The organism is Novosphingobium aromaticivorans DSM 12444, from assembly GCF_000013325.1.
Classification (GTDB): Bacteria; Pseudomonadota; Alphaproteobacteria; order Sphingomonadales; family Sphingomonadaceae; genus Novosphingobium; species Novosphingobium aromaticivorans.
Genome location: NC_007794.1, coordinates 1,203,671 through 1,230,398, shown reverse-complemented (window position 1 = coordinate 1,230,398; position 26,728 = coordinate 1,203,671). Strand labels below are relative to the sequence as shown.

The 26,728-nt window shown below is 66.9% G+C and carries 33 protein-coding genes and 1 riboswitch; of the genes, 12 read left to right on the top strand and 21 right to left on the bottom strand.

The window, feature by feature from the left end; translation table 11 throughout:
- Positions 1-4 precede the first annotated feature (4 nt).
- Positions 5-1,909 (bottom strand): TonB-dependent receptor plug domain-containing protein, encoded by a 1,905-nt coding sequence (locus SARO_RS05915; RefSeq protein ID WP_011444845.1) that lies wholly within the window; start codon positions 1,907-1,909, stop codon positions 5-7.
- Positions 1,910-2,014: 105 nt separating this feature from the next.
- Positions 2,015-2,213, bottom strand: a riboswitch (cobalamin riboswitch).
- 176 nt (positions 2,214-2,389) lie between these two features.
- Here SARO_RS05915 and SARO_RS05910 point away from each other — a divergent pair.
- The 11 genes from SARO_RS05910 to SARO_RS05860 all read left to right on the top strand — a co-directional run bounded on the left by SARO_RS05910 (position 2,390) and on the right by SARO_RS05860 (position 15,273).
- A complete protein-coding gene (locus SARO_RS05910; RefSeq protein WP_011444844.1) occupies positions 2,390-3,619 on the top strand; it encodes a cell wall hydrolase in 1,230 nt (409 codons plus the stop codon).
- A 123-nt stretch (positions 3,620-3,742) separates the two neighbouring features.
- Complete coding sequence (locus SARO_RS05905; RefSeq protein WP_011444843.1) at positions 3,743-4,684, top strand: endo alpha-1,4 polygalactosaminidase; 942 nt, start codon at positions 3,743-3,745, stop codon at positions 4,682-4,684.
- A gap of 178 nt (positions 4,685-4,862) precedes the next feature.
- Complete coding sequence (locus SARO_RS05900; RefSeq protein WP_011444842.1) at positions 4,863-5,174, top strand: hypothetical protein; 312 nt, start codon at positions 4,863-4,865, stop codon at positions 5,172-5,174.
- A 321-nt stretch (positions 5,175-5,495) separates the two neighbouring features.
- Positions 5,496-6,458, top strand: a complete 963-nt coding sequence (mdh, locus tag SARO_RS05895; protein WP_011444841.1) for a malate dehydrogenase — start codon at positions 5,496-5,498, stop codon at positions 6,456-6,458.
- 113 nt (positions 6,459-6,571) lie between these two features.
- Complete coding sequence (gene sucD, locus SARO_RS05890; protein WP_011444840.1) at positions 6,572-7,462, top strand: succinate--CoA ligase subunit alpha; 891 nt, start codon at positions 6,572-6,574, stop codon at positions 7,460-7,462.
- 219 nt (positions 7,463-7,681) lie between these two features.
- Positions 7,682-10,534, top strand: coding sequence for a 2-oxoglutarate dehydrogenase E1 component (locus SARO_RS05885; protein WP_011444839.1), 2,853 nt, complete (start codon positions 7,682-7,684; stop codon positions 10,532-10,534).
- 38 nt (positions 10,535-10,572) lie between these two features.
- Positions 10,573-11,799 carry a 2-oxoglutarate dehydrogenase complex dihydrolipoyllysine-residue succinyltransferase gene (gene odhB / locus SARO_RS05880; RefSeq protein WP_011444838.1) on the top strand — a complete coding sequence of 409 codons (1,227 nt, stop codon included), beginning with the start codon at positions 10,573-10,575 and terminating at the stop codon, positions 11,797-11,799.
- 81 nt (positions 11,800-11,880) lie between these two features.
- Positions 11,881-13,281, top strand: coding sequence for a dihydrolipoyl dehydrogenase (gene lpdA / locus SARO_RS05875; protein WP_011444837.1), 1,401 nt, complete (start codon positions 11,881-11,883; stop codon positions 13,279-13,281).
- 111 nt (positions 13,282-13,392) lie between these two features.
- Complete coding sequence (locus SARO_RS05870; protein ID WP_011444836.1) at positions 13,393-13,590, top strand: hypothetical protein; 198 nt, start codon at positions 13,393-13,395, stop codon at positions 13,588-13,590.
- Positions 13,591-13,595: 5 nt separating this feature from the next.
- Positions 13,596-14,642, top strand: a complete 1,047-nt coding sequence (locus tag SARO_RS05865; RefSeq protein WP_011444835.1) for an NAD(P)H-dependent flavin oxidoreductase — start codon at positions 13,596-13,598, stop codon at positions 14,640-14,642.
- Positions 14,635-15,273 (top strand): trimeric intracellular cation channel family protein, encoded by a 639-nt coding sequence (locus tag SARO_RS05860; RefSeq protein WP_011444834.1) that lies wholly within the window; start codon positions 14,635-14,637, stop codon positions 15,271-15,273. The genes SARO_RS05865 and SARO_RS05860 overlap by 8 nt, the downstream gene beginning before the upstream one ends.
- Positions 15,274-15,322: 49 nt before the next feature.
- Here SARO_RS05860 and SARO_RS05855 read toward each other — a convergent pair whose 3' ends face one another.
- The 7 genes from SARO_RS05855 to SARO_RS05830 form a co-directional block, all read right to left on the bottom strand.
- Positions 15,323-16,324: an NADPH:quinone oxidoreductase family protein gene (locus tag SARO_RS05855; RefSeq protein WP_011444833.1), complete on the bottom strand. Its 1,002-nt coding sequence runs from the start codon at positions 16,322-16,324 to the stop codon at positions 15,323-15,325.
- A 91-nt stretch (positions 16,325-16,415) separates the two neighbouring features.
- Positions 16,416-17,024 (bottom strand): 3-isopropylmalate dehydratase small subunit, encoded by a 609-nt coding sequence (gene leuD, locus SARO_RS05850; RefSeq protein ID WP_011444832.1) that lies wholly within the window; start codon positions 17,022-17,024, stop codon positions 16,416-16,418.
- A gap of 62 nt (positions 17,025-17,086) precedes the next feature.
- On the bottom strand, positions 17,087-17,248 hold the full coding sequence (locus SARO_RS20965) for an LPXTG cell wall anchor domain-containing protein (RefSeq protein WP_176929291.1): 162 nt from the start codon (positions 17,246-17,248) through the stop codon (positions 17,087-17,089).
- Between the two features lie 59 nt (positions 17,249-17,307).
- The gene (locus SARO_RS05845) at positions 17,308-17,814 is read right to left on the bottom strand and encodes a DNA-deoxyinosine glycosylase (RefSeq protein WP_011444831.1); all 507 of its coding nucleotides are present in this window, start codon (positions 17,812-17,814) and stop codon (positions 17,308-17,310) included.
- Complete coding sequence (locus tag SARO_RS05840; RefSeq protein ID WP_011444830.1) at positions 17,811-18,341, bottom strand: hypothetical protein; 531 nt, start codon at positions 18,339-18,341, stop codon at positions 17,811-17,813. The genes SARO_RS05845 and SARO_RS05840 overlap by 4 nt, the downstream gene beginning before the upstream one ends.
- A gap of 7 nt (positions 18,342-18,348) precedes the next feature.
- On the bottom strand, positions 18,349-19,785 hold the full coding sequence (leuC, locus tag SARO_RS05835; protein WP_011444829.1) for a 3-isopropylmalate dehydratase large subunit: 1,437 nt from the start codon (positions 19,783-19,785) through the stop codon (positions 18,349-18,351).
- A 109-nt stretch (positions 19,786-19,894) separates the two neighbouring features.
- Positions 19,895-20,275, bottom strand: coding sequence for a hypothetical protein (locus tag SARO_RS05830; protein WP_011444828.1), 381 nt, complete (start codon positions 20,273-20,275; stop codon positions 19,895-19,897).
- Positions 20,276-20,399: 124 nt separating this feature from the next.
- Between SARO_RS05830 and SARO_RS05825 the strand changes: the two genes are divergently transcribed.
- Positions 20,400-20,930, top strand: coding sequence for a sterol desaturase family protein (locus SARO_RS05825; protein WP_011444827.1), 531 nt, complete (start codon positions 20,400-20,402; stop codon positions 20,928-20,930).
- Between the two features lie 18 nt (positions 20,931-20,948).
- Here the strand turns inward: SARO_RS05825 and SARO_RS05820 are convergent, their stop codons facing one another.
- The 13 genes from SARO_RS05820 to SARO_RS20960 all read right to left on the bottom strand — a co-directional run bounded on the left by SARO_RS05820 (position 20,949) and on the right by SARO_RS20960 (position 26,562).
- Positions 20,949-21,524 carry a hypothetical protein gene (locus SARO_RS05820; protein ID WP_011444826.1) on the bottom strand — a complete coding sequence of 192 codons (576 nt, stop codon included), beginning with the start codon at positions 21,522-21,524 and terminating at the stop codon, positions 20,949-20,951.
- A 66-nt stretch (positions 21,525-21,590) separates the two neighbouring features.
- Entirely contained in the window at positions 21,591-22,664 is a 1,074-nt protein-coding gene (locus SARO_RS05815) for an acyltransferase family protein (RefSeq protein WP_011444825.1), read from the bottom strand.
- Complete coding sequence (locus tag SARO_RS05810) at positions 22,661-23,011, bottom strand: YbaN family protein (protein ID WP_011444824.1); 351 nt, start codon at positions 23,009-23,011, stop codon at positions 22,661-22,663. Before SARO_RS05810 ends, SARO_RS05815 begins: the two co-directional genes overlap by 4 nt.
- A gap of 17 nt (positions 23,012-23,028) precedes the next feature.
- Positions 23,029-23,442, bottom strand: coding sequence for a SufE family protein (locus SARO_RS05805; protein WP_011444823.1), 414 nt, complete (start codon positions 23,440-23,442; stop codon positions 23,029-23,031).
- A gap of 72 nt (positions 23,443-23,514) precedes the next feature.
- Positions 23,515-23,727, bottom strand: a complete 213-nt coding sequence (locus tag SARO_RS05800) for a hypothetical protein (protein ID WP_011444822.1) — start codon at positions 23,725-23,727, stop codon at positions 23,515-23,517.
- Positions 23,728-23,749: 22 nt separating this feature from the next.
- A complete protein-coding gene (locus tag SARO_RS05795; RefSeq protein ID WP_011444821.1) occupies positions 23,750-24,004 on the bottom strand; it encodes a hypothetical protein in 255 nt (84 codons plus the stop codon).
- A 14-nt stretch (positions 24,005-24,018) separates the two neighbouring features.
- Positions 24,019-24,291, bottom strand: a complete 273-nt coding sequence (locus SARO_RS05790; RefSeq protein WP_011444820.1) for a hypothetical protein — start codon at positions 24,289-24,291, stop codon at positions 24,019-24,021.
- Entirely contained in the window at positions 24,288-24,596 is a 309-nt protein-coding gene (locus SARO_RS05785; RefSeq protein ID WP_041550190.1) for a hypothetical protein, read from the bottom strand. Before SARO_RS05785 ends, SARO_RS05790 begins: the two co-directional genes overlap by 4 nt.
- The gene (locus SARO_RS05780; RefSeq protein WP_011444818.1) at positions 24,596-24,877 is read right to left on the bottom strand and encodes a hypothetical protein; all 282 of its coding nucleotides are present in this window, start codon (positions 24,875-24,877) and stop codon (positions 24,596-24,598) included. Before SARO_RS05780 ends, SARO_RS05785 begins: the two co-directional genes overlap by 1 nt.
- A 31-nt stretch (positions 24,878-24,908) precedes the next feature.
- A complete protein-coding gene (gene pspC, locus SARO_RS05775) occupies positions 24,909-25,283 on the bottom strand; it encodes an envelope stress response membrane protein PspC (RefSeq protein ID WP_011444817.1) in 375 nt (124 codons plus the stop codon).
- The gene (gene pspB / locus SARO_RS05770) at positions 25,280-25,576 is read right to left on the bottom strand and encodes an envelope stress response membrane protein PspB (RefSeq protein ID WP_011444816.1); all 297 of its coding nucleotides are present in this window, start codon (positions 25,574-25,576) and stop codon (positions 25,280-25,282) included. Before pspB ends, pspC begins: the two co-directional genes overlap by 4 nt.
- Before the next feature lie 3 nt (positions 25,577-25,579).
- The gene (gene pspA, locus SARO_RS05765; RefSeq protein ID WP_011444815.1) at positions 25,580-26,404 is read right to left on the bottom strand and encodes a phage shock protein PspA; all 825 of its coding nucleotides are present in this window, start codon (positions 26,402-26,404) and stop codon (positions 25,580-25,582) included.
- Positions 26,404-26,562: a hypothetical protein gene (locus tag SARO_RS20960; protein WP_011444814.1), complete on the bottom strand. Its 159-nt coding sequence runs from the start codon at positions 26,560-26,562 to the stop codon at positions 26,404-26,406. The genes pspA and SARO_RS20960 overlap by 1 nt, the downstream gene beginning before the upstream one ends.
- Positions 26,563-26,728 lie beyond the last annotated feature (166 nt).

Sequence of the window (26,728 nt, the reverse complement as noted above, 5' to 3'; positions counted from 1 at the left end):
TTCATCAGTAGCGGGCGCGAATGCCGAGGAAGGCAGAGCGGCCCCAGGTGCCGTAGTCGGCCACGGTCTGGTAGGCGACGTCGAAAAGGTTCTCGACGCGGCCGTAGAGTTCGACGTTCTCGGTAAGGGGGAAGCTGGCGCGCACGGTGGTCAGCGCATAGCCATCGAGGCGGCGGGTGTTCGACGCGTTGTCATAGCTGTCTCCCACGAGGCGGAGGTCAGCGCCGAGGGTGAAGCCGGCGAGCGGGCCGGAGTCAACAGGGGCCCAGTCGCTCGACAGGGTCAGCGCATGGGCGGGACGGCGCGCCAGGTCATTGCCGAAGTTGGCGGTGCCGGCGGTGCGGTTCTCGGTTTCGAGGTAGGTGTAGGCGGCCTGGAGGCGGAGCGTATCGACCGGGCGGGCGCCGAGTTCGGCTTCGACGCCCTGCGCGCGGGCCAGGCCGACGTTGTCGTAGAGACCATAGGGACGCGTGGCGCAGGCATCGAGGCTGGCGCAGGAGACGAAGGTGATCAGGTTGCGGCTGTCGCGGCGGAAGACCGTGACGGCGGCGTGGAGCTTGCCGGTGCGGCTGCCCCATTCGAGACCCGCGTCGTAGGACTTGCTGCGTTCCGCCCTGAGATCCGCGTTGCCGTAGTCGGACAGGAGCTGGAAGAGCGTGGGGGCCTTGAAGCCTTCGCCGTAGGAGGCGCGCAGGCGCAGGCTGTCCACCAATTCAAGCGTACCGTTGGCGCCGAAGGTCCACGCGGTGCCGAAGCGGCTGTGATCGTCGACGCGCACGCCCGCAGCGAGGCTGGCGCGCGCGCTGCTCCAGCCGAGCAGGGCGTGGCCGCTGGTGAGCCGGGCCTTCTGCTGCGCGTCGTAGGTGCCGGAATAGCGCGTCCATTCGCTGTCGCCGCCGAAATCGAGCGTGAAATCGGCGGGGAGGTTGAGGCGGCCGGTCAGGTCGACGCGCTCGGAGCGGCCCTTGTAGCCGTAGGAGGGGTCGGCGGAGTAGGTCGGGTCGTAGTAGTCGCGCTTGGTGTCAGACAGGGCGAAGCCAGTGTTGAGGGTAAGCACGGCGCCCGTGTAGCGCAGACCGACGCGGCCCGAGGCCTGGCGGGTCGTCTGGTATTCAGGCGTATCGCCGAATTCCACGTAGGTCGGCGGACCGAAGCCGTCGATGTCGGTGCGCGTGTCGGCATAGCGGGCCGAGGCGAGAACGGCGATCTCGTCGGTGAGGTTCACGCGGCCCCGGCCGCCGACGCGCCACTGGCGGAAGCCGTCGGGTTCGGTACCCGAAGCAGCGGCCGAAACGCCGTCGCTGCTGCTGTAGCCGCCGTTCAGGGTAAGCGCGGCGCGGTCGGAAGAAAGGCCGGCGGCGGCGTCAGCGGTGTAGGTATCGTGATTGCCGAGTTCGGCGCTGGCCTCGATGCCATCGAGTTCGCGCGACTGGACGGCGATCACGCCGCCGATCGCGGCGCTGCCCCAGACGATCGAGTTGGAGCCGCGCAGCACGTCGATGCGCTCGATCCCGCCGGGGGTGAGCGTGCCAAAATCGAAGCCGCCGGAGGGGGCCGAGACATCCTCGACGCGGACGCCGTCGACGAGGACAAGTACCTGTTCGGCATCAGAGCCGCGCAGGCGCACGCCGGTAAAGCTTCCGGGACCGCCATTGCGGGTGAGCGCGAGGCCGGGGACGCGCTCGAGGACGCGGGCGATGTCAGGGCCCTGAATCGACCGGATCTCGTCGGCGGCGATGACGGTGACCGGCTGGCCGACTCGGCTGACCAGGGTCTCGCTACCGGTAGCGATAACGGTAATTGCGGCGGGATCGGCACGGCGGTCGGCCACGACGACATCGTTGGCGGCCTGCGCAAGCGCCGGGCACGCGAACGCGACGGCGGAAACGGAAAGCAGGTACTTCTTCATGACTTGGACTCCCGGCCCATGAACGGAACTGCCGTTCATGGCGGGAGGAGCGCCGGGCCTTGATTGGCGCGCCTCGTCGCATGCGCCCGGTACACCCCGCCCGGCCGCGGAACGACAACCAAGGGCAGGTTTCCTGGCTTCCGGGTCACGGCTCGTCGCCCGCCTTCCCGGTGCTGGCCGAAGCCGACACCAGTGGCATGAATGGGCGACGCGCTATCCGGTTACAGTTGCGGGGGCAGCGCCGGAATCGAACCGGCTTCCCTCTTAGCCCGTGTTACCGGGCACCTCTGGCGTCGGCGCGCCACCTACCGGCATGTGCCGCCCGCTGCAAGAGCGACATCGCAGATAAAACGTTGGCAGGCCGGTTAACCCGTTGGCAGGGGTGTGTGCCGCATAGGGACAGCATCAAATGGGTGGGTGCGGACCCCGGCCCATCCGTCTAGCGCAAAACGGGATTTTTCCGGGATTCTTGCCGCCGCCATGCCTCTCGACCACGCCTATCGGCCGTTGGAGCTGCCCCCCGCCCCGGCGGGCGTGCAGCCCTGCGCGGTGCTGGCTGGCGAGCGACCGCGCGATTTCCAGGCGCGGATCAGGCGGCGCGACATGCGCTCGATCCGGCGCGCCTTGCGGGCGCCTTCGATGCTGCGCCAGAGGCTCGCCGGCATCGCGACATTTGGCGCGCTCGGCATGGTGCTGGGCCCGATCGGCTGGGCGCAGCCGGGCGGGATCGAGCCGGCGACCGCGCAAGAGCAAGTGACCGGGCACGAGCGGGTGGCGGGGCTGCAACCGTTCGAGCGCGGCGGCGACAGCTTCCCCGGTTCTGCCTTCTACTGGATGGCGCAGGACGACAGCGGGCTGGTTTCGCCCGCAGAAGCGCAATCGGCCTGGGACGACGGGCGCACCGAGGCACAGGGCGCGGGCGGCGGCGTGGCCCGACCGATCATGGCGACCGGCACGACCGACGACCGCTGGCGCGCGCTGCAATGCCTGACGGCGGCCATATATTACGAAGCGGCGAGCGAATCCGACGCGGGCCAGCGTGCGGTGGCGCAGGTCGTGCTCAATCGCGTGGCGCATCCCGCCTATCCGAACACCGTGTGCGGCGTCGTCTACCAAGGGTCGGAGCGACCGGGTTGCCAGTTCTCGTTCGCCTGCGACGGATCGCTGGCACGGAAGCCGATGCGGGCGTTCTGGGACCGGGCGCGGCGCGTCGCCGCCGACGCGCTGGCCGGATACGTCTATGCGCCGATAGGCCTCGCGACGCATTACCATACGACGGCGGTCCATCCCTACTGGGCGCCGAGCCTGGACTTCATCGGAACGATCGGCGCGCACCGCTTCTATCGCTGGGCGGGCGCGGCGGGCCGGCCCGCGGCATTCACCGCGCGCTATGCGGGCGGCGAGCCGGTGGCGGCACCCCATCCCCGCACGTGGACGCCCTCCCCCTCCGACGTTGCCGATCCCCTGGCGCTGGAAAAGGCCTTCGAGGAAGGGCGGATCGCGACAACGGGCGTGGTGGCCACCCCGGCGAGCATGACGCCTTTGGCGATGCCCCCGCAGCTTCCGCCCAAGCCCACGCAAAGCCTCGTGCGGCCGCAAGTCCTGCCGGGGGCGCGGCAGGATGCGACCCAGCCACCGGCTTCGGGAAGCGGGTCGGTCCTGCCGGGATACGAAAGCGCCAGTCGCTGGATCGCCCAACCCGGCTCCTGAACGCGCGCCCCGTTTATCTCCGGAAGTGCATTTGGCCGCCAGCGCGACCATGAATGCCCCCGTCGTTCCATCGCTGGAGTACGCTTCCTGCGCCCGGTGGGTGACGGCAGGAGGAGAACCGCCATGTCGTGGCATAGCGCCGCAGCCGCCTCGCAAACGGGGCTTGCCGCCCTTGCCGTGGCAATGCTGGCGCTGACCGGCTGCGGGGGCAGCGACGGCGGGTCACCGACACCGACGCCCACGGTAACGCCGGCCCCGACACCCACGCCAACGCCAACGCCAACTCCGACGCCCACCCCGACACCAACCCCGACGCCTACCCCCACTCCCACGCCGGGAGGCCTCGCGAGCTGGGACTGGATATTGCAAAGCCAGGGACTCCCGGCCACGCCACCCGCCGTGGCCTATCTCGACGTCGACGGCTTCGATACGCCCAAGAGCTACGTCACGCTGGCCAAGGCGGCGGGCACGAAGACGATCTGCTATCTGAACGTCGGCACGGCAGAGAACTTCCGCCCGGACTATTCCCAGTTTTCCGCGATTTCGGGCCTGCTCGGCAACAGCTATCCGGGGTTTTCCGGCGAACGCTATATCGACATCCGGCGCTATCCCGAGTTCATCCAGATCATGGACAACCGGCTGGTCATGTGCCGGGACAAGGGCTTCGACCTTGTCGAATTCGATGTGATGGACGCCTTCGAGGACGGTGCCTCCACGGTGGGCTTCCCGCTGACCGAAGCCGACATGATCGCATATGTGACCGCCCTGTCCGCGCGGGCGCGGGGCTATGGGCTGAAGCCGGTGCAGAAGAATGCAGGCGGTTCCTCGGCAAAGATCGTGACGCTGTTCGACGCGGTGCTGTTCGAGGATTGCGTTTTGGGCAACTTCTGCTCGGACGACGCGCCCTACATCGCCGCGGGCAAGCCGGCGTTCAACGCGGAGTATCCGGAAAACTGGGGCAGCTTCGACCGGGCCAGGGTTTGCGCCACATCCGCAGCGGCGAAGATTTCGACGATCATCACGGTTATCGACCTGGACCGCCCGGCGCCGGATCGATGTACCTGAGCGGATGATCGCGGCGTTTGCGCGGGATCGGCGCCCCCACGCTCGGCCTGCCGCAAAACCGTTTCACATCACATGGTTATCAGTTCCTTTACCTTGTCGTCAAAGACACCGTTAGCGCCCGGAAGGCTATCGGACGTGATGTGGAGGACGGTCTCGACCGTCGAGGAGATTATCTATCATGGTGCGCTTTGCCCCCCGTTACGGCATCATTTCGCCCTGCCTCGCACGTCCCGTGCAGGCGCGGCATCTGCGTGCGACGAACGACAACGCCGGCGCTCGAACCGGTTCGCGGCACGAGGACGACGCCGCACTGGACACCGCGCTGCGCCTGTTTGCGGCGCACGGATTCTCGGCAGCGGAACGTGCGCGCGACGCGGTGCTGATCGCACAGGTCAGCGAGGACGCCGCGCGGGCGGAATTCTGGCTGGACGTATGCCGTACGCTTGACCGGCGCATGGCGCGAGACGTCGTGATGCGACACGGAAGCTGACGACCCGTCCGCCAAGGCATTGACGACAGGAGCGATGGCCCCGGTGGAGACGCCGGGGCTTTTTCGTGTCCGGGGCCCCTTCACATCGGTCGGCGGGAGTCTCGGGAAGCGGGCTTCGACACCATATTGCTATTGCGAACTGTTATCGCAAAAAGCCCTAAACTAGCCGTTTTTCGCGGTTGCATTCGCTCGCCGAGGGGCCTACGGGCCGAGTCATTCGCCAGCACTTCCCTGTCTCGCGGGGCACGGGGAGGAACTGGGGCCGGTTGCCCGCCGGTTGTCTGTATGCTTGTCCCCGCGAACGGGAAAGGACCGTAAAGCATGGCACGCAAGAAGATCGCGCTGATCGGCGCGGGCAACATCGGTGGCACTCTTGCCCACCTCGCCGCCCAGAAGGAACTTGGCGACATCGTCCTGTTCGACGTCGTTGAAGGCGTGCCCCAGGGCAAGGCGCTCGACCTTTCGCAGTGCGGTCCGGTCGAAGGCTTCGACGCCAACATCATCGGCACCAACGACTACAAGGGCATCGCAGGCGCGGACGTGATCATCGTCACCGCCGGCGTCGCCCGCAAGCCCGGCATGAGCCGCGACGACCTGCTCGGCATCAACCTCAAGGTGATGAAGGCCGTCGGCGAAGGCATCCGCGACAACGCGCCCGACGCGTTCGTGATCTGCATCACCAACCCGCTCGACGCGATGGTCTGGGCGCTGCGCGAGTTCTCGGGCCTGCCCGCGAACAAGGTCGTCGGCATGGCCGGCGTGCTCGACTCGGCGCGCTTCAGCACGTTCCTGGCATGGGAATTCGGCGTCTCGATCCGCGACGTGAACACGTTCGTTCTCGGCGGCCACGGCGACACCATGGTTCCGGTCACCCAGTACTCGACCGTCAACGGCATCCCGGTGCCCGACCTCGTCAAGATGGGCCTGTCCACCCAGGAAAAGATCGACGCGATCGTGCAGCGCACCCGTTCGGGCGGCGGCGAGATCGTCGGGCTGCTCAAGACCGGTTCGGCGTTCTACGCGCCTGCCGCATCGGGCATCGCGATGGCCGAAGCCTATCTCAACGACCAGAAGCGCATCCTGCCCTGCGCCGCCTACGTTGACGGCGAATACGGCGTGAACGGTCTTTACGTCGGCGTGCCGGTGCTGATCGGCGCGAACGGCGTCGAGAAGGTGATCGAGATCGAACTCGACGACGAAGCCAAGGGCAACCTCCAGGTCTCCGTCGACGCGGTCAAGGAACTGCTGGAAGCCTGCAAGGGCATCGACCCCAGCCTCGCCTGATTTTCTGACACGATTTGACAGTTGCGCCCCATCCTCCCCTGGGGCCACCTGACTGCCGAGCCGCCCGTCCCGCAATCCAGACGCGACGGGTGGCAGAACCGGAAAGGAACGACATGAGCATTCTCGTCGACAAGAATACCAAGGTCATCACCCAGGGGATGACGGGTGCCACCGGCACCTTCCACACCGAACAGGCGCTGGCATACGGCACCCAGATGGTCGGCGGCGTGACGCCGGGCAAGGGCGGCACGACCCACATCGGCCTGCCCAACTTCAACACCGTTGCCGAAGCCAAGGCCGCGACCGGCGCGACTGCTTCGTGCATCTACGTTCCGCCGCCGTTCGCTGCCGATTCGATCCTCGAGGCGATCGACGCCGAGATGGAACTGATCGTCTGCATCACCGAAGGCATCCCGGTCCTCGACATGGTCAAGGTGAAGCGCGCCCTTTCCGGTTCGAAGAGCCGCCTGATCGGTCCCAACTGCCCCGGCGTCCTGACCCCGAACGAATGCAAGATCGGCATCATGCCGGGCTCGATCTTCAAGAAGGGTTCGGTCGGCGTCGTCTCGCGTTCGGGCACCCTCACCTATGAAGCGGTGTTCCAGACCTCGAACATCGGCCTGGGCCAGACCACCGCTGTCGGCATCGGCGGCGACCCGGTCAACGGCACCAACTTCATCGACGTGCTGGAACTGTTCCTGGCCGACGACGAAACCAAGTCGATCATCATGATCGGCGAAATCGGCGGTTCGGCCGAAGAAGAAGCGGCACAGTTCCTCAAGGACGAAGCCAAGCGCGGTCGCAAGAAGCCGATGGTCGGTTTCATCGCCGGTCGCACGGCGCCTCCGGGCCGCCGCATGGGCCACGCCGGCGCGATCGTCTCGGGCGGCCAGGGCGGCGCCGAAGACAAGATCGCGGCGATGGAAGAGGCCGGCATCCGTGTCAGCCCCTCGCCTTCGCTGCTCGGCGAAACGCTTGCCGAAGTGCTGAAGGAACGCGTCTGATCGCGTGAATGCCATCGCCCGGTAGGCCACCTTACGTAGGGGGCCGCCGGGCGGTTGCTTCAAGATTTTCCGGTAGGCGACCGAAACGGATGCGGCCTGCCGAAGTACGGATTTTTGCGCGCTCGCTCGCGACGCGCCGGAAGGGTCGGCCCTGCTTGCGTGCAGGGCGGAGAAAATGTCCGAAGCCCCCAACCTCCCCGGGGGGACCAGGAGTTGATGATGGGTTCTGAACTGCACGATTTCGACGTGGATCCCGCTCAGGAAGGTCCGCAGCCCGGTCCTTCGTGGCAGAGCAAGCGCTGGCCGATCACCGATGCGGCGGCGGGCGACGACCTGACCCAGGCGATGGACCCGATGGCGCTCAGGCTCGTCATCCAGAAGTCCGCGAAGAAGGGCGGCGCGCCGCTCGACGAGGCCGCGCTGCAGCAGGCCGCGATGGACGCGATCCGCGCGATGACCCTGATCCGCACGTACCGCGTGCGCGGGCATCTCGCCGCCGACCTCGACCCGCTGGGCCTTGCCCGCCAGAAGCTGCCGGCCGACCTTTCGCCCGAATACTATGGCTTCACCGCCGCCGACATGACCCGCAAGGTCTATCTCGGCGGGGCGCTGGGGCTGGAATGGGCGACGGTGAACGAACTCGTCGCGATCCTGCGCGCCAACTACTGCGGGCATGTTGGCTTCGAGTACATGCACATCTCCGACGTGGAGGAGCGCCGCTTCATCCAGGACCGCATCGAGGGCGGCGACAAGTCGATCGACTTCACCCCCAACGGCAAGAAGGCGATCCTCGCCGCTGTCGTTCGCGGCGAGCAGTACGAGAAGTTCCTCGGCAAGAAGTACGTCGGCACCAAGCGCTTCGGCCTCGACGGCGGCGAATCGATGATCCCGGCGCTGGAAGCGCTGATCAAGTACGGCGGGCAGCTCGGCGTGCGCGAGATCGTCTACGGCATGGCCCACCGCGGTCGCCTCAACGTACTCGCCAACGTGATGGCCAAGCCCTATCGCGTGATCTTCCACGAGTTCTCGGGCGGATCGGCCAACCCCGAGGACGTGGGCGGATCGGGCGACGTGAAGTACCACCTCGGCACCTCGACCGACCGCGAGTTCGACGGGATCAAGGTTCACATGAGCCTGGTGCCCAACCCCTCGCACCTCGAGACGGTCGATCCGGTGGTGCTCGGCAAGGTCCGCGCGCAGCAGGTCTTCCGCGACGACATCGGTGACGATGTGGGCCCCGACGCGCGCCACAAGCAGGTCCTGCCCGTGCTGATCCACGGCGACGCGGCCTTTGCCGGACAGGGCATCGTGTGGGAGTGCTTCGGCCTTTCGGGCGTGAAGGGCTACAACACCGGCGGTTGCATCCACTTCATCATCAACAACCAGATCGGCTTCACCACCAGCCCGCAGTTCTCGCGCGGGTCGCCCTACCCCTCGGACGTCGCCAAGGGCGTCCAGGCGCCGATCATCCACGTCAACGGCGACGATCCGGAAGCCGTGACCTTCGCCTGCAAGCTGGCGATCGACTACCGCCAGAAGTTCGGCCGCGACATCGTGGTCGACATGTGGTGCTACCGCCGCTTCGGCCACAACGAAGGCGACGAGCCTTCGTTCACCCAGCCGCTGATGTACGCGAAGATCCGCCAGCATCCGGGCGTGAGCGACATCTACGCCAAGCGCCTCGTCGCCGAGGGCGTGATCGACGCGAACCACAAGGGCGAGGTCGAAAGCCACTTCACCGCGACGCTCGAGACCGAGTTCGAGGCGTCCAAGGGCTACAAGGCCAACGAGGCCGACTGGTTCGGCGGTCGCTGGTCGGGGCTGAACAAGCCCGCCGACCCCGTCACCGCGCGCCGCAACGTGGCGACCGGCATCGACCAGAAGATGTTCGACAGCCTGGGCCGCACGCTGACCACCGTCCCCGAGGACCTGACCGTCCACAAGACGCTGGGCCGCGTGATCGACGCCAAGCGCGAGATGTTCACGAGCGGACAGGGCTTCGACTGGGCGACCGGCGAGGCACTGGCGTTCGGCAGCCTCGTGATGGAAGGCTATGGCGTGCGCCTCTCGGGCCAGGACTGCGGACGCGGCACCTTCAGCCAGCGCCACGCGGTGTGGGTCGACCAGAAGGACGAGCGCAAGTACGTGCCGCTGACGACGCTGCCGCACGGCTCGTTCGAGGTGCTCGACAGCCCGCTTTCCGAATATGGCGTGCTCGGCTTCGAGTATGGCTATGCCAGCGCCGACCCGAAGAGCCTGGTGCTGTGGGAAGGCCAGTTCGGCGACTTCGCCAACGGCGCGCAGATCGTGATCGACCAGTACATCGCCGCATCCGAAGCCAAGTGGCTGCGCGCCAACGGCCTCGTCATGCTGCTGCCGCACGGGTACGAAGGCCAGGGGCCGGAGCATTCGTCGGCACGTCTGGAGCGCTATCTGCAGCTCTGCGCGGAAGACAACCTCCAGGTGTGCAACATCACCACGCCGGCCAACTACTTCCACGTGCTGCGCCGGCAGATGCACCGTCCGTTCCGCAAGCCGCTCATCATCATGACGCCCAAGAGCCTGCTGCGCCACCCGATGGCAAAGTCGGTCGCTTCGGACTTCATCGGCGAAGGGCACTTCATGCGCATCCTTTCGGACACGAACGGCGCGGCGGACAAGGACACCCGCCGGGTCGTGCTGTGTTCGGGCAAGGTCGCATACGACCTGATCGAGGCGCGCAACGCGGCCGAGCTTGCGGACGTACAGGTCATCCGCCTCGAGCAGCTCTACCCCTTCCCCGGCGAGCCCCTGGCCCTGCGCCTTTCGCGCATGCCCAACCTCGAGGAAGTGGTGTGGTGCCAGGAAGAGCCGAAGAACAACGGTTCGTGGTTCTTCGTCGAGCCGCTGATCGAGGAATCGCTGAAGGCCGCGAAGAGCAAGGTGGCGCGCCCGCGTTATGCAGGTCGCCACGCCTCGGCATCGCCCGCAACGGGCCTCGCCAGCCGTCACGCCAGCGAGCAGGGCGCGCTTGTCGCCGATGCGCTTGGCCTGTCGGTTCGCGGCGAGATCCGTCGCCAGAAGAAGCATTGAGCCGGGTAGGTTTTCCTTCTCCCCAAGGAACGTGAGATATGTCGATTGAAGTGAAGGTTCCGACGCTGGGTGAAAGCGTCAGCGAAGCAACCGTCGGCCAATGGCTGAAGAAGCCCGGCGAAGCCGTGGCGCTGGACGAGCCCATCGTCAGCCTGGAGACCGACAAGGTCGCGGTCGAAGTGCCCGCACCTGCCGCAGGCGTGCTTGGCGCGCTGGTGGCGAACGAGGGCGACACCGTTGCGGTCGGCGCACTGCTTGCGCTGATCGAGGACGGCGTGGCGGCGGCGGGCGCACAGGCCCCTGCCCCGCGCACCGAAGCGCCGGTTCCGCCCGCTTCGGCATCGGAAGCCCCTGCCGCTCCGGCAGGCGACGCCGCCGTGCTTTCGCCCGCCGTGCGCCGCGCGGTGCTGGAATACGGTATCGACCCGTCGACCGTTAAGGGCACCGGCAAGGACGGCCGCCTGACCAAGGAAGACGTCATGGCCGCCGCCGCCGCCAAGCAGGCCGCGCCCGCCGCTGCGGTTTCGGCCCAGGCCGCAACCCCCGCGGCGGCTCCGGCCGGTGGTCGCAACGAAGAGCGCGTCAAGATGACGCGCCTGCGCCAGACCATCGCCAAGCGCCTCAAGAGCGCGCAGGAAACCGCCGCCCTGCTCACCACGTTCAACGACGTGGACATGAGCGCGGTGATGGAAGCGCGCGCCAAGTACAAGGACGTGTTCGAGAAGAAGCACGGCGTGAAGCTGGGCCTCATGTCGTTCTTCGCCAAGGCTTCGGTCCTGGCGCTGAAGGACATCCCCTCGGTCAACGCGCAGATCCAGGGTGATGAGATCGTCTACTTCGACTACGTGGACATCTCGGTCGCGGTCTCGGCCCCGAACGGGCTGGTCGTGCCGGTGGTGCGCGACGTCGACAAGATGAGCTTCGCCGACATCGAGAAGTCGATCGCCGACTATGGCAAGAAGGCACGCGATGGCGCGCTGACCATGGCAGACATGGCGGGCGGCACGTTCACCATCTCGAACGGCGGCGTTTTCGGGGGCCTGATGTCGACCCCGATCATCAACCCGCCGCAGTCGGCCGTGCTTGGCCTGCACCGCATCGAGGATCGCCCGGTCGTGCGCAACGGCGAGATCGTGATCCGCCCGATGATGTACATCGCGCTGTCCTACGACCATCGCATCATTGACGGACGCGAGGCGGTTACGGCACTCAAGACGATCAAGGAAGCGATCGAGGATCCGACGCGCCTGCTGATCGATCTGTGATCCGAGCCACGCCTACTGACTTGAATCTAAGGCCGTTCGTGCTGAGCTTGGCGAAACACGAACGTGCAACGGAGCCGGAAAATGGCTGAATACGATTACGACGTTCTTTTCATCGGTGCCGGTCCCGGCGGTTATGTCGGAGCCATCCGCACGGCGCAGCTCGGACTGAAGACGGCTTGCGCCGAAGGGCGCGAGACGCTGGGCGGGACCTGCCTGAACGTCGGGTGCATTCCGTCGAAGGCGCTGCTGCACGGTTCCGAGAAGTTCGACGAAGCCAGGAACGGCACTTTCGCCAGCTATGGCATCAAGACCGGCGCGGTCGAACTCGACCTCGACGCGATGCAGGCGCAGAAGGCGGATTCGGTAAAGAGCCTGACGGGCGGCATCGAGTTCCTGTTCAAGAAGAACAAGGTGACCTGGCTCAAGGGCTATGCCGCGTTCGAGGACGCGCACACGGTGACCGTCGCCGGCCAGAAGGTGACCGCGAAGAACATCGTCATCGCCACCGGTTCGAGCGTGACCCCGCTGCCGGGCGTGACCGTGGACAACGACGCGGGCGTGATCGTGGACAGCACTGGCGCACTGGCGCTGAACCGCGTGCCGCAGCACCTGGTGGTGATCGGCGGCGGCGTGATCGGGCTTGAGCTGGGTTCGGTGTGGCGTCGCCTGGGCGCGAAGGTCACCGTGGTCGAATTCCTCGACCAGTTGCTGCCCGGCATGGACGGCGACGTTCGCAAGGAAGCGGCCAAGATCTTCAAGAAGCAGGGCATGGAGCTGAAGCTCGGCACCAAGGTGACGGGCGTTGCGGTGAATGGCGGGACGGCGACGCTGACCGTCGAACCATCGAAGGGCGGCGAAGCGTCGACGATCGAGGCCGACTGCGTGCTGGTCGCCATTGGCCGCCGTCCCAACGTGGACGGCCTCGGGCTCGACAAGATCGGACTTGAACTGAACGCACGCGGGCAGATCGAGACCGACCACGACTTTGCCACGAAGATCCCCGGCGTATGGGCGATCGGCGACGTGATCCCCGGCCCGATGCTGGCGCACAAGGCCGAGGACGAAGGCATCGCCGTGGCCGAGAACATCGCAGGGCTTACCGGCATCGTGAACCATGACGTGATCCCGGGTGTGGTCTACACCATGCCGGAGTTCGCGGGCGTGGGGCTTACGGAAGAAGCGGCCAAGGAACGCGGCGAGATCAAGGTTGGCAAGTTTCCGATGCTGGCCAACAGCCGCGCAAAGACCAACCACGAGCCGGACGGTTTCGTGAAGGTCATTTCCGACGCCAAGACCGACCGCGTGCTGGGCGTGTGGTGCATCGCGAGCGTTGCCGGCACGATGATCGCGCAGGCGGCGCAAGCCATGGAATTCGGCGCGACAAGCGAAGACATCGCCTATACCTGCCATGCGCACCCGACCCATTCGGAAGCGCTGAAGGAAGCCGCCATGGCGGTCACGGGCAAGCCGATCCACATGTGATCGCGCCCGGATTACGGCGATGAACGGGGCCGTCCTTCGGGGCGGCCCTTTTCGTTTGTGCCCTGCTGCCGACGGCGTTAACCGCAGGGTTTGAATCCAAGGAGTGCCACGATGGCCATCAAGCTGACCCTGACCGAAGACGAAACCGAAATCCTGATCGACGCGCTGGAAGCCGATCTGGAAGGCTATGTCGAAGCGGCCAAGGAAGCGCGCGGCAACAACAACCGCGAAGACGTGAAGACCTTTACCGAGGCGGCCGAGCGCATCCAGGCGCTGAAGGGCAAGCTGGAAGCGCTGCTGGGCGACTGAGCGCGGTGCGCCTCGCACAGCGACTGGGCCTGCGGCATCCGCTGATACAGGCACCGATGGCGGGGACATCCACCCCCTCCCTTGCCGCTGCCGTGTGCGAGGCGGGCGCGCTGGGGTCCGTCGCGGTGGGTGCGGTCGATGCCGGGACGGCGCGAACGATGATCGCCGACCTGCGGGCGCGGACCGCGCGGCCGTTCAACGTCAATGCCTTCGTCCACCACAGGGCCCTGCGCGACCTTGCGGCGGAACAGGCATGGATCGCGGCGATGGCGCCGCTGTTCGAACGGTTCGGGGCCGCGCCACCTGCCGCGTTGAACGAGATCTACCGTTCGCTGAACGACGATCCGGACATGCTGGCAGTGCTGGTGGAGGCCGCGCCTGCGGTGGTGAGCTTCCATTTCGGACTGCCGACGGACGAGGCCATCGCCGCGTTGAAGGCGCGTGGGTGCATGCTGATGGCGAGCGCCACGTCGCTTGCCGAGGCCGAGGCGGCGGTCGCGGCCGGCATGGATGCGGTAGTCGCACAAGGGTTCGAGGCGGGCGGCCACCGGGGCGTATTCGATCCCGAAGCGCCGGACGAACGGATGCCGACGCTTGACCTGGTGCGGTTGCTGTCGTCCCGGCTGGACGTTCCCGTAATCGCGGCGGGCGGGATCATGGACGGGGCGGACATACGCCGCGCACTGGACGCCGGAGCGGATGCGGCACAACTTGGCACGGCATTCGTGGGCTGTCCCGAAAGCGCGGCGGACGCCGGCTATCGCGCGATGCTGGCGCGGGCCAAGGGCACGACGCTGACGGCGGCGATATCGGGGCGCCCCGCCAGGTGCCTCGACAACGATTTCGTCGCGTGGGCGCGCGATACCGATGCGCGCGTGCCCGGCTATCCGGTGACGTACGATGCCGGAAAGGCGCTGATCGCGGCGGCAAAGGGCGCGGGCGAATGCGGGTTCGGCGCGCATTGGGCCGGAACGCAGTTCGCGCGCGCGCGGCCCATGCCCGCAGGGGAACTGGTCATGCTTCTGGCGCAGGAGGCCGGGTTCGATGCCTGAAATGCCGAGCGCCGACCTTTCCTACCTGATCGGACTGCTCGACCTTGCGGGCATTGCCGTCTTCGCGCTGACCGGGGCGCTGCTGGCGGCGCAACTGCGGCAGACCTTCGTGACCATGGCATTCTTCGCGCTGGTGACGGGCGTGGGCGGCGGATCGGTGCGCGATCTGCTGATCGGGGCGCCAGTGTTCTGGGTTCGCGATCCGTGGGTGGCGCCGGTGTGCCTTGGCGTGGCGCTGGTCGCATGGTTCACGCCGCACCGCTGGTGGGAGCGGCCCGTGCTGGAATGGGCGGACGCGGCGGGGCTTGGCGCCTATGCAGTGCTGGGCACGGTGAAAGCCCTGGCGTTCGGCGTGCCACCTGTTCCGGCGGTACTGATGGGAGTGATCACCGGGTGCGTCGGCGGGATCATCCGCGACGTGCTTGCGGGCCGCCCGTCGATCCTGATGCGGCCGGAACTCTACGTGACGGCGGCAGCGCTTTCGTCGGGGCTCTGCGCGGCGGGCGCGGCGCTGGGGCTCGCGAAAGGGCTGGTTTGGCCGGTCGCGGCGATGGCGGGGTTTGCGCTGCGCGGCGCGGCGATCTGGTGGCGACTGGGCTTGCCGACATATTCGGCGGAGCGCGAGGGCTGACCACGGCGTCCTCCGCCCCCTCCCGCAAGCGGGAGGGGCGAGAGTGCCGTCAGCCGATCATTTCAACGACGACCTTGCCCATGGCCTGCCGGTTTTCCAGCGTGGCGATGGCTTCGCGGCCCTGTTCGAGCGAGAAGCGCTGCGAGACGCGTGGGTTGATCTTGCCGGCCTTGAGCAGGGCGAACAGTTCCTCGACCTCGGCCTTGAAGGCGGCGGGTTCGCGCGCGGTCCACGCCCCCCAGAACACGCCGCAGACGTCGCAGGACTTGAGCAACGTGAGGTTGAGCGGGAGCTTGGCGATGCCCGCCGGGAAGCCGACCACGAGGAAACGGCCCTCCCATGCGATGGCACGCAGGGCGGGCTCGGAATAGTCGCCGCCGACGATATCGTAGACGATGTCCGCGCCGTTCGGGCCGCAGGCGGCCTTGAACTGGTCGGCCAGCGCCTTGGACTGGGCCTTGTCGAAAGGCGGCCGGCCGTAGATGACGACGTCGTCAGCGCCGGCCTCGCGCACGACCTGCGCCTTCTCCTCGCTCGACACGGCGGCGATGACGCGGGCGCCGAAGGCCTTGGCGAGTTCGACGGCCGAAAGCCCGACGCCGCCAGCCGCGCCGAGGACGAGCACCGTGTCGCCGGCCTTGATATGGCCGCGATCCTTGAGGCCGTGGATCGTCGTGCCGTAGGTCATCAGCAGTGAGGCGCCGGTGGCGTAGTCGACGCCGTCGGGCAGCGGAAACAGGCGCGCGACCGGGGCAATGACCTTTTCGGCAAGGCCGCCGCTGCCGATCATCGCGATTACGCGGTCGCCAACCTTCCAGCCGGTGACGCCCTCGCCCAGCGCCTCGATCTCGCCCGCCAGTTCGCTGCCCGGCGCATAGGGGCGCTCGGGCCGGAACTGGTAGAGGTCGCGGATCATCAGGGTGTCGGGGAAGTTTATCGAGCAGGCATGGACCCGCACCAGCACTTCGCCCTTGCCCGGCACCGGATCGGGCAGATCGTCGAGCACGAGGGTTTCGGGGCCGCCTGCCGCGTGGGTGCGCAGAGCCTTCATCGTTCATTCTCCCTAAGCCATGCGGAATCGGTCCGCTTGGCCACAGGGAAGCAAGTTTTGGACGGCTTGGGAAGCCCCCTTAACCGAGCACTTAAGCTGCCGCTACGGCATCGGTTCCCTTGGCAAGGAACGGGAGGCTTTCCCGCATTCGGGCCTCGTGCGTGGCAATGGCATCGCCGCGCGCCATGGTCAGGCCGACCTCGTCGAGGCCGTTGGCAAGGCAGTGCTTGCGGAAGGGGTCGATCTCGAACGAGAAGCGATCCTGGAACGGGGTGGTGACGGTCTGCGCCTCGAGGTCGATCGAGACGGGATCGGTCTGCGCGACTTCCATGAGCCGGTCTATGGCCTCCTGCGGGAGGACGACGGTGAGGATGCCGTTCTTGAACGCGTTGCCCGAGAAGATGTCGGAAAACGACGGCGCGATGACCGCCTTCACGCCCATGTCGAGCAGCGCCCAGGCGGCGTGTTCGCGGCTGGAGCCGCAGCCGAAGTTGTCGCCCGCGATGAGGATCGGCGAGCCGGCGAACTCGGCGCTGTCGAAGATGTTGTCAGGATCGGCGCGCAGCGCCTCGAACGCACCGCGACCAAGGCCCTGACGGGTAATCGTCTTGAGCCACCTGGCGGGAATGATCACGTCGGTATCGACGTTCTTGCGGCCGAACGGGATAGCCCGTCCCTCGATCTGCTTCACCGGTTCCATGCCGTCGCTATAGCTTGCACAATCGGTGATGCAACCGGGGTTTGGCGCAAGAATGTTGCGGGTCAGTCCGTCTCGGGGGTGTCGGACGGAGGGGTCTTGGGTTGGGTCTTTTCGGCGCGTTCCTTGCGGCGCGAGGCATAGAGCAGGGCCGCAGCCAGCGCCGCCGAGCCGATCGCCGCGCCCGCCATTGCTGCCTTGCCGGTCCAGTCCGTCTTCTTGGTCACGCATCACACTCCTGAATTGCAGCCACCAAGATTGGCCGCTCCGCGCGCGAATGCAAGGATCAGCCGAGGAATTTCCGCAGGTTCGACCAATGGACGAGCTTCTCGGCATACGTCAGCGCGGCGTGGGCCGGGCTGCTGGACGGCAGGCGGACAAGTTCGACCTGCCCTGCCCCGGCAAGTTCCCGGGCCCCGATGGCGGCAGACTTCGCGCCATTGAATGCCACGCAGCGCAGTGCGGGAAGATGCGTGACAAGATCGCCCAAGGGGTTCGCCTCGACCTCGCGGATGGCGGTATCGAGACTGCCGCGCCGCCGCGCGGAGCCGATCGCATCCCACAGGCCGATGCCGTGTTCGCGCAGCAACGCCAGCCTCTCGTCATAACCGCGAACGGCAAGGTCGCTGCCGATCACCTCGCCCACCAGCCGCCAGAACTGGTTGCGCGGATTGGCGTAATAGCGCGCGGCAGCCAGGCTTGCCTCGCCGGGCAGACTGCCGAGGATCAGGACCCTGGTGCGTTCATCGACGACCGGGGCAAAGGACGACTTGCGCCCTTCGGCCTGCGTCAACGCTCGACCAGCGGGCTCACCGGATCGCGTTCCGTTTCCCACTGATTCCACTTGCCGTCCATACCGGGATGGTCGAGCGCCCCTTCGCGCATGGCGGCGGCGGCCTGCGCTGCGGGAAGCGGCGGGAGCGGGCCGTTGTCGCCCAGCATCAGTTCGTCGCCGAGCAGGCGGAAGCCCTTGTCAGCGGGGCGAAAGGCCTGGACGACGGTCATCACGCTGCCGCCATACTGGACGACATCGATGACGAGCGCGTCGACGTCGCCCGTTGGCGTTCCGACCTTGACCTGCCGCGCGATGGCGCAATCGGGCCACTGCGCCGCGCCGCCGGTGACGAAGGCGCGCGCGGCTTCGTCCTGTTCCTTGGGGTTGGTCCCGTCGAAGCTGTTGAGGACGCGGTTGCCATCGGCGCGCATGCACAGCGACTGGGGCTGATAATGGCCGCCGGGCGGCAGATCCGACGCCGTCCAGAACGCATGGGCCATGAGGAACCCCGCGAGCTGGAGCGCGGCTGTCGGAAGTGCCGGCATTTCCGCGTCAGGCCATCAGCTTGCGCACGTCCGTCAGCCTGCCGGTAACGGCAGCGGCCGCCGCCATCGCCGGGCTGACGAGGTGCGTGCGCGCGCCGGGGCCCTGGCGGCCGACGAAGTTGCGGTTGGAGGTCGAAGCGCAGCGTTCGCCCGCTGGCACCTTGTCCGGGTTCATGCCGAGACAGGCCGAACATCCGGGCTCGCGCCATTCGAAGCCGGCTTCGATGAACACGCGGTCGAGGCCTTCCTCTTCCGCCTGCTTCTTCACCAGCCCCGAGCCGGGCACCACGATGGCCCACTTCACGTTGTCCGCCTTCTTGCGGCCCTTCAGGATCGCGGCAGCGGCGCGCATGTCCTCGATGCGGCTGTTGGTGCACGAGCCGATGAAGATGTTCTGCACCTCGACGTCCTCCATGCGCTGGCCGGGAACGAGGCCCATGTATTCGAGGCTCGCGCGGGCGGCTTCCTGCTTGGAGGGATCTGCGAAGGATTCAGGCGCGGGGACGAGGCCGGAGATCGGCAGCACGTCTTCCGGGCTGGTGCCCCAGGTGACGGAAGGAGCGATGTCCTTCGCGTCGATCACGACGACCTTGTCATAGGTCGCGCCGGGATCTGTCGCGAGGCTCTTCCACCACGCGACGGCCTTGTCCCAGTCCTCGCCCCTGGGCGCGTAGGGACGGCCCTTGAGATAGGCGAAGGTCTTTTCGTCCGGAGCGCAAAGGCCCGCGCGCGCGCCGTGCTCGATCGCCATGTTGGAGATGGTCAGGCGACCCTCGATCGACAGGTCGCGGATGACGGAGCCGGTGTACTCGATGACCGAGCCGGTGCCGCCAGCCGCGCCGAGCACGCCGGTGATGTGCAGGACGACATCCTTGGCCGTGACGCCCGGGGTCAGTTCGCCCTCGACGCGCACTTCCATCGTCTTCGACTGCTTGAGCAGCAGGGTCTGCGTGGCGAGGACGTGCTCGACCTCGCTCGTGCCGATGCCGAAGGCCAGCGCACCCAGGCCGCCGTGGCAGGCGGTGTGGCTGTCGCCGCAGACGATCGTCGCGCCGGGGAGCGAGAAGCCCTGTTCCGGGCCGACGACGTGGACGATGCCCTGCTCGTCATCGGCATCGCCGATATAGCGGATGCCGAATTCGGGGGCGTTGCGCTCCAGCGCCTCGAGCTGCTGGGCCGATTCGGGATCGGCGATGGGCACGCGCCGGCCATCGGCGGTACGGCGCGCGGTGGTCGGCAGGTTGTGGTCTGGCACCGCAAGCGTGAGATCGGGACGGCGCACCTTGCGGCCGGCGGCGCGAAGCGCCTCGAAGGCCTGCGGGCTGGTCACTTCGTGGACGAGGTGACGGTCGATGTAGATGAGGCAGGTGCCATCATCACGGCGTTCGACGACGTGGGCGTCCCAGATCTTCTGGTAGAGCGTGCGGGGTGCGGTGCTGGACATGGATCAAGCGGTTAGGCCCGCCTTTGCTGCAATTCAAGCAGGAAAGGGCGGGCCTTGATGCGGCGCGGCGCAATTTTGTTACGCCGCGCGCTTACTTTCGGGCAGAGGATCAGCCGCGACGGCCGTCGCGGTCCCACTTCTCGGCGCGCAGACGCTGAGTGATGTTGGCGACGCGGCGTTCGAGCGTGCGATATTCGCCCGCCGAAAGCCCACGGTTGGCATAACGGGTATAGGTGGCCTTGAGGTCGCGCGCATCGCGGCGCAGGCCCTGCGCCTCGCGGGGCGAGATGGCGCGATTGCGCTGGGCACGGTCGATGCGGTTGTCGAGCTGCCAGATGTCGCGGCGGATCTCGGCGTTGCGACCAGGCGTCATGTAGGCCGCTTCGGCGCGGTTGCCGCCCGGATAGCGGTCGTTGTCGTGGGCCAGCGCCGGGGTGGCAATGCCGGCGACGAGGGTCGAGAGAACGGCAGCGAGAACAGTCTTGCGCATGAGGTTTCCTCCTTGAATGCGTTGAGGCAAAACTGCCGTCCGGCGGCTGAACGCCAGCCAAACGACCCGTCGCGACTTTCGGGCAAATTGTAAGAAAGTGTCGCCCCGCAAACGGCCCCGGTGTATGGGCGGGGCCATGCAGACGCTTGCCGCGATCCTCATTGTCCTGGGCACGGTCCTCGCGATGGAATTCGTCGCGTGGTCGAGCCACAAGTACATCATGCACGGCTTCGGCTGGGGCTGGCACCGCGACCATCATGAGCCGCACGAAGGGTTTCTCGAGAAGAACGATCTCTACGCCATTGTCGGCGCGGCGCTTTCGATCCTGATGTTCGCGCTGGGCAGCCCGATGATCATGGGCGCGGATGCCTGGTGGCCGGGCACGTGGATCGGCCTGGGCGTCCTGTTCTATGGCGTGATCTATACGCTGGTGCATGACGGGCTGGTCCACCAGCGCTGGTTCCGATGGGTCCCGAAGCGCGGCTATGCCAAGCGGCTGGTCCAGGCGCACAAGCTTCACCACGCCACGATCGGCAAGGAAGGCGGCGTCAGTTTCGGCTTCGTCTTCGCGCGCGACCCTGCGGTGCTGAAGCAGGAACTGCGGGCCCAGCGCGAGGCAGGCATCGCCGTTCTGCGCGAGGCAGTGGACGGCTAGGCGGCGTTCGAGACGTTCTTACGCCAGTCTGATCTCGTTCAGCACGCCCTTCGCGAGGTTGCGGAAGCGCAAGGCGTCCGAAACGGATATGTCCTGATTGTGGGCAGCCGCATTCCTGAGGCGGCGCATTTCGCCGATCATGCCAATGGTCCGGGCCGGCAGGATGCCGCGCTTCTGAAGCGCACGTCCCGCGTCCGCAGCGTCGGCGCTGGCCAACTGGTGCGCATGGGCGAGCGCCTGCAAGGCTTCCTCGACGCGCGACCACGAATCCAGCACGGCCGCGTTGGGCGACAGATCAAGAAGCTGAAGAAACCGGCCATGATCGCCGGAAAGGGCGATTTCCGGGCCGCTGTCGGGCGCCGTGGGAACCGGGGGAGCTTCGGATTCGAGCCGGTCGAGCTTGCGGGCGAAGCGGGCGGACTTGTCGCCCCAGCTCAGTTCGTCGAGCCGGCCAAGCAGGGTCGTCAGGTGGGGGCGGAAAAGGAGCGCGATCACGAACGCGGCGACCGGCCAGGCAAGCGCGCCGAGGACCGTTGCCGACCATGCCAGCCAGTCCTGCCCCCCGCTGCCCTGCCCGACCGTCAATGTGATCACATTCCTTCTCCGCCAGCGAATCCGTGAACCCGCCCATAGCAGAAAAAGAACAAAACAAGAACTTATTCAGCCACTTCGCGGCTCCGCCACGGCGCGCAGCCATCGACCGACGGGCTTTTCCAGCCAGCGGTGGAGTACCAGGCCCGCGACGAGCGAGCCCGCCATCGTGCCGGTGACGAAGACCGCCTCGCCCAGCGCTCCATATGGCCAGCGGAAATGCCGCCAGACCGTCTGGACCACTTCCATCAGCGGCATGTGGACAATGTAGACCGCGTAGGAGATGTCGCCCCCGAGCCGCCAAAGGCCGGGCGCGGGCAAGGTGAACGGGCCGAGGACGGTCGCGGCGAGAAGGAGCCAGCCGGCGACGCCCCAGGTCAGCAGCCGCTTCCATGCCGGAAAATCCGGCAGTAGGCCCGCGTGGTCGGGAAGGATCAACGCCAGTGCCGCGCCCGCCATCGCCAGCCGGACAGGCACCGGCAGGCGCGTGCCGGCGTGGTAGACAAGCGCGAGCGCCATTCCGCCAGCGAATTCGAGGACCATCGGATCGGTCCAGAACGCCAGCGGCTGCGGCAGCGGGAGGAGAGCTCCGGCCAGCACCCCGAGCGCCAGCGCGGCGCCGACACGAAGTACCGTCGAACGCGCCCCCGAGGCGAGGCATCCGGCGAAGAGCGCGTAGAACAGCATCTCGAAGTTGAGCGTCCAGCCGGCTTCGATCGGCGGCACCATGCGTCCGTGGGCGGTCTCGAGCGGATGGGGAATGAAGGCCAGCGCGCTGAGCGTCGAGGCAAGATCCGGCGGGACGGCGAAGCGCATACGCCAGGCGACGAGGCCCAGCGTCGCGGCCCAGTAGAGCGGCACGATGCGGACGATCCGGCGGACGAGGAAATGGCGGCGGGCCCCGGTCCGGCCGAAGACGGGCTGCATCGAAACGACCATGACGAAACCGGATATGGCGAAGAAGAGATCGACCCCCGCCCCGCCCGCCGCGAGGAAGCCCGGCCTTTCCAGGTTCACGCCACGGAACTGGCCGAGATAATAGGCGAATATCTCTGCATGGAACGCGAGGACCGCGAAGGCCGCGACGAAACGCAGCATCTGCACCGATACGATTCGGGGCTGCCCGTCGCCCGTTGCCGTCATTCGGCGCGGGTCCAGATCCATGTGCCGGTCACGCCGAGGACCGCGGCGGGCATGAGCACCCAGGGCCACCCGGCCGTCACGGCGGTAAGGAGCACGCCCGCCCCCATGGCGAGAAGCGCGCCCTTCTTCGCCCGGCGCGAGATCGCGCGCCGTTCGCGCCACTGACGCAAGGGCGGGCCATAACGGGGGTGATCGAGCAGGCGCTGCTCCCAGGCCGGATTGGAGCGCGCGAAGCAGAACGTGGCGAGGAGGAGGAACGGGACGGTCGGAAGGATAGGCAGGAACGCGCCAATCGCACCGAACATCACGCTGAGGATTCCGCCCGCTAGATAGAGGTGGCGGCGCAACCTCCCTGCCCCGCGCCTCAGGCCGTGGCCGCGATGCGCGCGGCGTGCTCGCGCACCAGCGCAATCATGTTGGGCACGCCCTGGGTGCGGTTGGACGACAGCTGCCGCTTGAGATCGAACGGCGCGAGCGCTTCGGCGATGTCGCTTTGCGCAACTTCGGCGGCGGGCCGGTCCTGGACCGCGGCAAGGACGAGCGCGACGATGCCCTTGGTGATCGCTGCATTGCTGTCGGCCAGGAAGTGGAGGCGCCCGCCCTCTGCCTGCGTGGGATAGACCCAGACGCTTGCGGAACAGCCGCGCACCAGAGTCGCGTCGGTCTTCAGGGCTTCGGGCATCGGCTCAAGCTCGCGGCCAAGCTCGATGAGCAGGCGGTAGCGTTCGTCGCCGTCGAGGAATTCGTACTCCTCGAGGATGTCTTCAAGGCTGCGCATCACGCGGCTTTAGCAGAAGGATCGGCAGCCTCAAGCGGCACCGGGGCGAAGCCCGCCCACCTTTTGTGCCGGTCAGATGTCCACGCCGGATGCGATGGCCTCGAGCTTGCGCAGGCGCTCGCGCATGTCGGCCAGTTCGATGAGCCCGCCCGCGCCGCCCGTTTCGGAGCGTTCGAGTTCGAGGCGCTTGAGCGCGAGCCAGCCGTCCCAGCCGCGCAAGGCAGCGAGGGCGACGAGGGCAAGGCCGGCAAGGCCGGACAGGGCAATGACGATGTCGGAAGTCATGACTGCAACTCCCTGTTCTCGATTACTGGTCGCGCAGCGATTCGATTTCGCGGGCGAGGCGGCGGGGTTCGTTCTCGTCGGTAGCGATGCGCTCAAGCACTTCGAGGCGCTTGCGCAGTTCGGCCACTTCGCGTTCGAGGCTGGCGGTATAGGCCGCGTCGGACGGGGGCGCCTGCTCCGTACTGTGGTAGTGACGGCCCGCGCTGTCGCGGTTCATGCGGATGCGGGCAAACGCGATGATCGCGACAATGGCGACGACGGCGCTCCAGAAGGACATTGCGGCGGTTTCCCTCAGTTGACCTTGGCGTCGCGCAGATTCTCGATCTGCAGCGCGAGGTCGTTGTTGTTTTCGGTGGCGATGCGTTCGAGCACGCGCACGCGCTGTTCGAGGCGTTCGGCCTGCGCGGCGTACTGCGCGGCCTTTTCAGCAGTCTGCCGCGAGAGCAGCTCAAGCTCGCGCTCCCGGAAGGCAAGGCGGCGCTTGTAGATGTCCGAGGCGATGCCGAGCACGATGGGCACGACAATGACCATGAACACGAGGGCCAGGATGACGTCCTCGTTCATTGCGCCCTCCCCTGCTCGTGCGCCGGGCGCAGTGCCTCGATCTGGCTGGCGACGTCGAAGCCACGGTCGGTGACGATGGCCTCGACATTGGCGAGGCGCTGGTGCGTGGCGTCGAGTTGCTGGCGCAGCATGGCGTTCTCCTCGCGCAGTCGGGTGACGGCCTGCTGGTCCGCGCGGTCGGTCTTGCCGCCCCACTCGTCTTCCAGCGCGTAGCCATGGCGGGCGCGGATCCAGTTGTTGACCAGCCATCCGCCGGTGGAAATGGCGATGATCGCCAGGACGAACTCGGGGCTGCCCCAGTGCATCACGGCCTCCTGTCTTCGAGGATGGGAGCATCGCGGCGCAGTGCCTCGATCTGGGCGGCCGTGTCGAAGCCCTTGTCGGTGACGATGCGTTCGAGGACGCGGACGCGCTCTTCGAGTTCGCGGGTGTGCTGGGCGTATTGCGCGGCCTTCTCGGCGCTCAGTTCAGCAGTCGCCTTCGTCTGCATCTCGACGATCTTCTGGCGATGCTTGGTCCAGATCGCGACGATCGGGATCATCAGGGCCGCAATCGGGATCAGCGGCGCCAGCGTATCAGGTCCCATGGCTTCAGTCCCCCTCAGGACGGTTCTGCTTTCAGCGCAGCTTCTCGATTTCGGCGGAAAGGCGCGGGTTCGAGCTTACATAGAAGCTCTCGACGTCGGCCAGGCGGCGGTCGATGTCGCGGAAATGGGCGCGGACTTCGCGGGCAGTGCGGGCAGGCGACTGGCGCACGCCCTGCCAGAACTTCTGCTCCTGCCGGTCACCGTAGAGGTTGCCGGGCTTCTTCGGCGCGAGAATGCCGAGCGCGAAGTAGACCAGGAAGGGCCAGCCCATCGAGAAGGCAAGGACGAGGAAGCCGAGACGGACCCAGAGGACGTCGACCCCGGTGTAGTCGGCAACCCCGGCGCATACGCCCATGAACTTGCCATTGACCTTGTCGCGATAGAAGCGGGTGCGCGGGCTGTTCACTTCACGGTCCTCCCCTGTTCGGCGAACATCCGGTCGAGTTCGCGCAGTTTCTGGTTGTCGGTTTCGCGGTCGTGCATGATGCGCGACGGCTTGAAATCGGGATTGTCGGCGGCAACGAGGCGCTCGACAGTGTCCATGCGTTCGTCGAGGCGGCGGGCGAGCTGGTAAAGCTCCTCGAGCAGCGCCTCGTCCCCGTTCGTCAGGGTGGCGGCGGTCTTCCACTTGGTGATGTAGTGGAAGATGATCCACGGCAGGCCGAGAAAAATCGCGGCGATCGCAACAACGTCTTCCATGGATCAGGCTTCCTTTCCGAGCTGGCGCTTCATCGCTTCGAGTTCCTCGTCGATCTTGTCCTGCCCGGCGAGCGCGGCGATCTCGTCCGCGAGGCTGGGCTTGGCGCTGCCGTCGGCGAGGCTGAGCGCGTCGGCGCGGCCTTCGGCATAATCGACGCGGCGTTCGAGCTGGTCGAAACGGGCCATCGCTTCATCGACACGCTCGCTGGCAAGCAAGCTGCGCAGGCGGACGCGGTTCTCGGCGCTTTCGAGGCGCGCGGCGATGGCGGTCTGGCGGCTGCGGGCCTCGCGCAGGCGGGTCTGGAGCTTTTCGATGTCCTGCTCGTAGGCGCGCATCGCATCGTCGAGGACGGCAATCTCGACCTTGAGCTGGTCGGCCATGTCGGCGGCTTTCTTCTTTTCGACGAGAGCGGCGCGGGCAAGGTCCTCGCGGTCCTTCGACAGGGCGAGCTGGGCCTTTTCGGACCAGTCGGCCTGGAGGCGTTCCAGCCGGGACACGTGGCGGCCCATTTCCTTCTGGTCGGCGATGGTGCGCGCCGCCGAGGCACGGACTTCGACCAGCGTCTCCTCCATCTCCATGATGATCATCCGGATCATCTTCGCCGGATCATCGGCCTTGTCGAGCAAGTCATTGAAATTGGCGGCAATGATATCGCGGGTACGCGAAAAGATGCCCATCAGGTTTACTCCGGAAGTGAAAGCGGGCCGGTTCTGGCCGGACGCACCATTTGCAGTCGAAGAGCGCAGCCGATCAAGCTCGGCGTCGAGCCGGGTGGTGCGACCACCATCGGCTCGTTCCGGGCGGATCGGAGAGAGGTCGTCAGCCATCATGCCAGCTCGCCGGTAATGGCGGCCGAGGATGCCATGACGGTCGGCACGGCGCGGACCTGCTGGGTCAGGGCAAAGCAGCACATCACCACCATCGCACCGATGCTGGCGAGGCTGGCGCGGCCGAGCTGGGTGGAGAAGAAGCGGGCGGTGTACATCTTGCGGACCTTTCGGCGGGTTGATCCGGCATGTCGCCGGGATTGTTCATGGTAGAGCAAGCGGCGTGCCAAATCGCGGAGGCGGCGGATTTCCGGGCGTTTCCGCAGGTCATCCAGCTTTAATGTTGGGGAATATTGCCGACCATTGGGAAAATGCGCTACTTCT

Excerpts from the sequence above, each read along its gene's own strand:
- SARO_RS05900 (WP_011444842.1), top strand. The coding sequence starts at position 4,863 with ATGGTGCGCTTTGCCCCCCGTTACGGCATCATTTCGCCCTGCCTCGCA.
- pspB (WP_011444816.1), bottom strand. The coding sequence starts at position 25,576 with ATGGAAGACGTTGTTGCGATCGCCGCGATTTTTCTCGGCCTGCCGTGG.
- SARO_RS05795 (WP_011444821.1), bottom strand. The coding sequence starts at position 24,004 with ATGTCCTTCTGGAGCGCCGTCGTCGCCATTGTCGCGATCATCGCGTTT.
- SARO_RS05885 (WP_011444839.1), top strand. The coding sequence starts at position 7,682 with ATGGGTTCTGAACTGCACGATTTCGACGTGGATCCCGCTCAGGAAGGT.
- SARO_RS05840 (WP_011444830.1), bottom strand. The coding sequence starts at position 18,341 with ATGCCGGCACTTCCGACAGCCGCGCTCCAGCTCGCGGGGTTCCTCATG.
- SARO_RS05910 (WP_011444844.1), top strand. The coding sequence starts at position 2,390 with ATGCCTCTCGACCACGCCTATCGGCCGTTGGAGCTGCCCCCCGCCCCG.
- SARO_RS05780 (WP_011444818.1), bottom strand. The coding sequence starts at position 24,877 with ATGGGACCTGATACGCTGGCGCCGCTGATCCCGATTGCGGCCCTGATG.
- lpdA (WP_011444837.1), top strand. The coding sequence starts at position 11,881 with ATGGCTGAATACGATTACGACGTTCTTTTCATCGGTGCCGGTCCCGGC.
- SARO_RS05870 (WP_011444836.1), top strand. The coding sequence starts at position 13,393 with ATGGCCATCAAGCTGACCCTGACCGAAGACGAAACCGAAATCCTGATC.
- SARO_RS05915 (WP_011444845.1), bottom strand. The coding sequence starts at position 1,909 with ATGAAGAAGTACCTGCTTTCCGTTTCCGCCGTCGCGTTCGCGTGCCCG.
- SARO_RS05815 (WP_011444825.1), bottom strand. The coding sequence starts at position 22,664 with ATGACGGCAACGGGCGACGGGCAGCCCCGAATCGTATCGGTGCAGATG.
- SARO_RS05860 (WP_011444834.1), top strand. The coding sequence starts at position 14,635 with ATGCCTGAAATGCCGAGCGCCGACCTTTCCTACCTGATCGGACTGCTC.
- pspA (WP_011444815.1), bottom strand. The coding sequence starts at position 26,404 with ATGGCTGACGACCTCTCTCCGATCCGCCCGGAACGAGCCGATGGTGGT.
- SARO_RS05800 (WP_011444822.1), bottom strand. The coding sequence starts at position 23,727 with ATGACTTCCGACATCGTCATTGCCCTGTCCGGCCTTGCCGGCCTTGCC.
- SARO_RS05825 (WP_011444827.1), top strand. The coding sequence starts at position 20,400 with ATGGGCGGGGCCATGCAGACGCTTGCCGCGATCCTCATTGTCCTGGGC.
- mdh (WP_011444841.1), top strand. The coding sequence starts at position 5,496 with ATGGCACGCAAGAAGATCGCGCTGATCGGCGCGGGCAACATCGGTGGC.
- sucD (WP_011444840.1), top strand. The coding sequence starts at position 6,572 with ATGAGCATTCTCGTCGACAAGAATACCAAGGTCATCACCCAGGGGATG.
- SARO_RS05790 (WP_011444820.1), bottom strand. The coding sequence starts at position 24,291 with ATGAACGAGGACGTCATCCTGGCCCTCGTGTTCATGGTCATTGTCGTG.
- SARO_RS05830 (WP_011444828.1), bottom strand. The coding sequence starts at position 20,275 with ATGCGCAAGACTGTTCTCGCTGCCGTTCTCTCGACCCTCGTCGCCGGC.
- SARO_RS05855 (WP_011444833.1), bottom strand. The coding sequence starts at position 16,324 with ATGAAGGCTCTGCGCACCCACGCGGCAGGCGGCCCCGAAACCCTCGTG.
- SARO_RS20960 (WP_011444814.1), bottom strand. The coding sequence starts at position 26,562 with ATGTACACCGCCCGCTTCTTCTCCACCCAGCTCGGCCGCGCCAGCCTC.
- leuC (WP_011444829.1), bottom strand. The coding sequence starts at position 19,785 with ATGTCCAGCACCGCACCCCGCACGCTCTACCAGAAGATCTGGGACGCC.
- SARO_RS05785 (WP_041550190.1), bottom strand. The coding sequence starts at position 24,596 with ATGCACTGGGGCAGCCCCGAGTTCGTCCTGGCGATCATCGCCATTTCC.
- leuD (WP_011444832.1), bottom strand. The coding sequence starts at position 17,024 with ATGGAACCGGTGAAGCAGATCGAGGGACGGGCTATCCCGTTCGGCCGC.
- SARO_RS05805 (WP_011444823.1), bottom strand. The coding sequence starts at position 23,442 with ATGCGCAGCCTTGAAGACATCCTCGAGGAGTACGAATTCCTCGACGGC.
- SARO_RS05905 (WP_011444843.1), top strand. The coding sequence starts at position 3,743 with ATGTCGTGGCATAGCGCCGCAGCCGCCTCGCAAACGGGGCTTGCCGCC.
- odhB (WP_011444838.1), top strand. The coding sequence starts at position 10,573 with ATGTCGATTGAAGTGAAGGTTCCGACGCTGGGTGAAAGCGTCAGCGAA.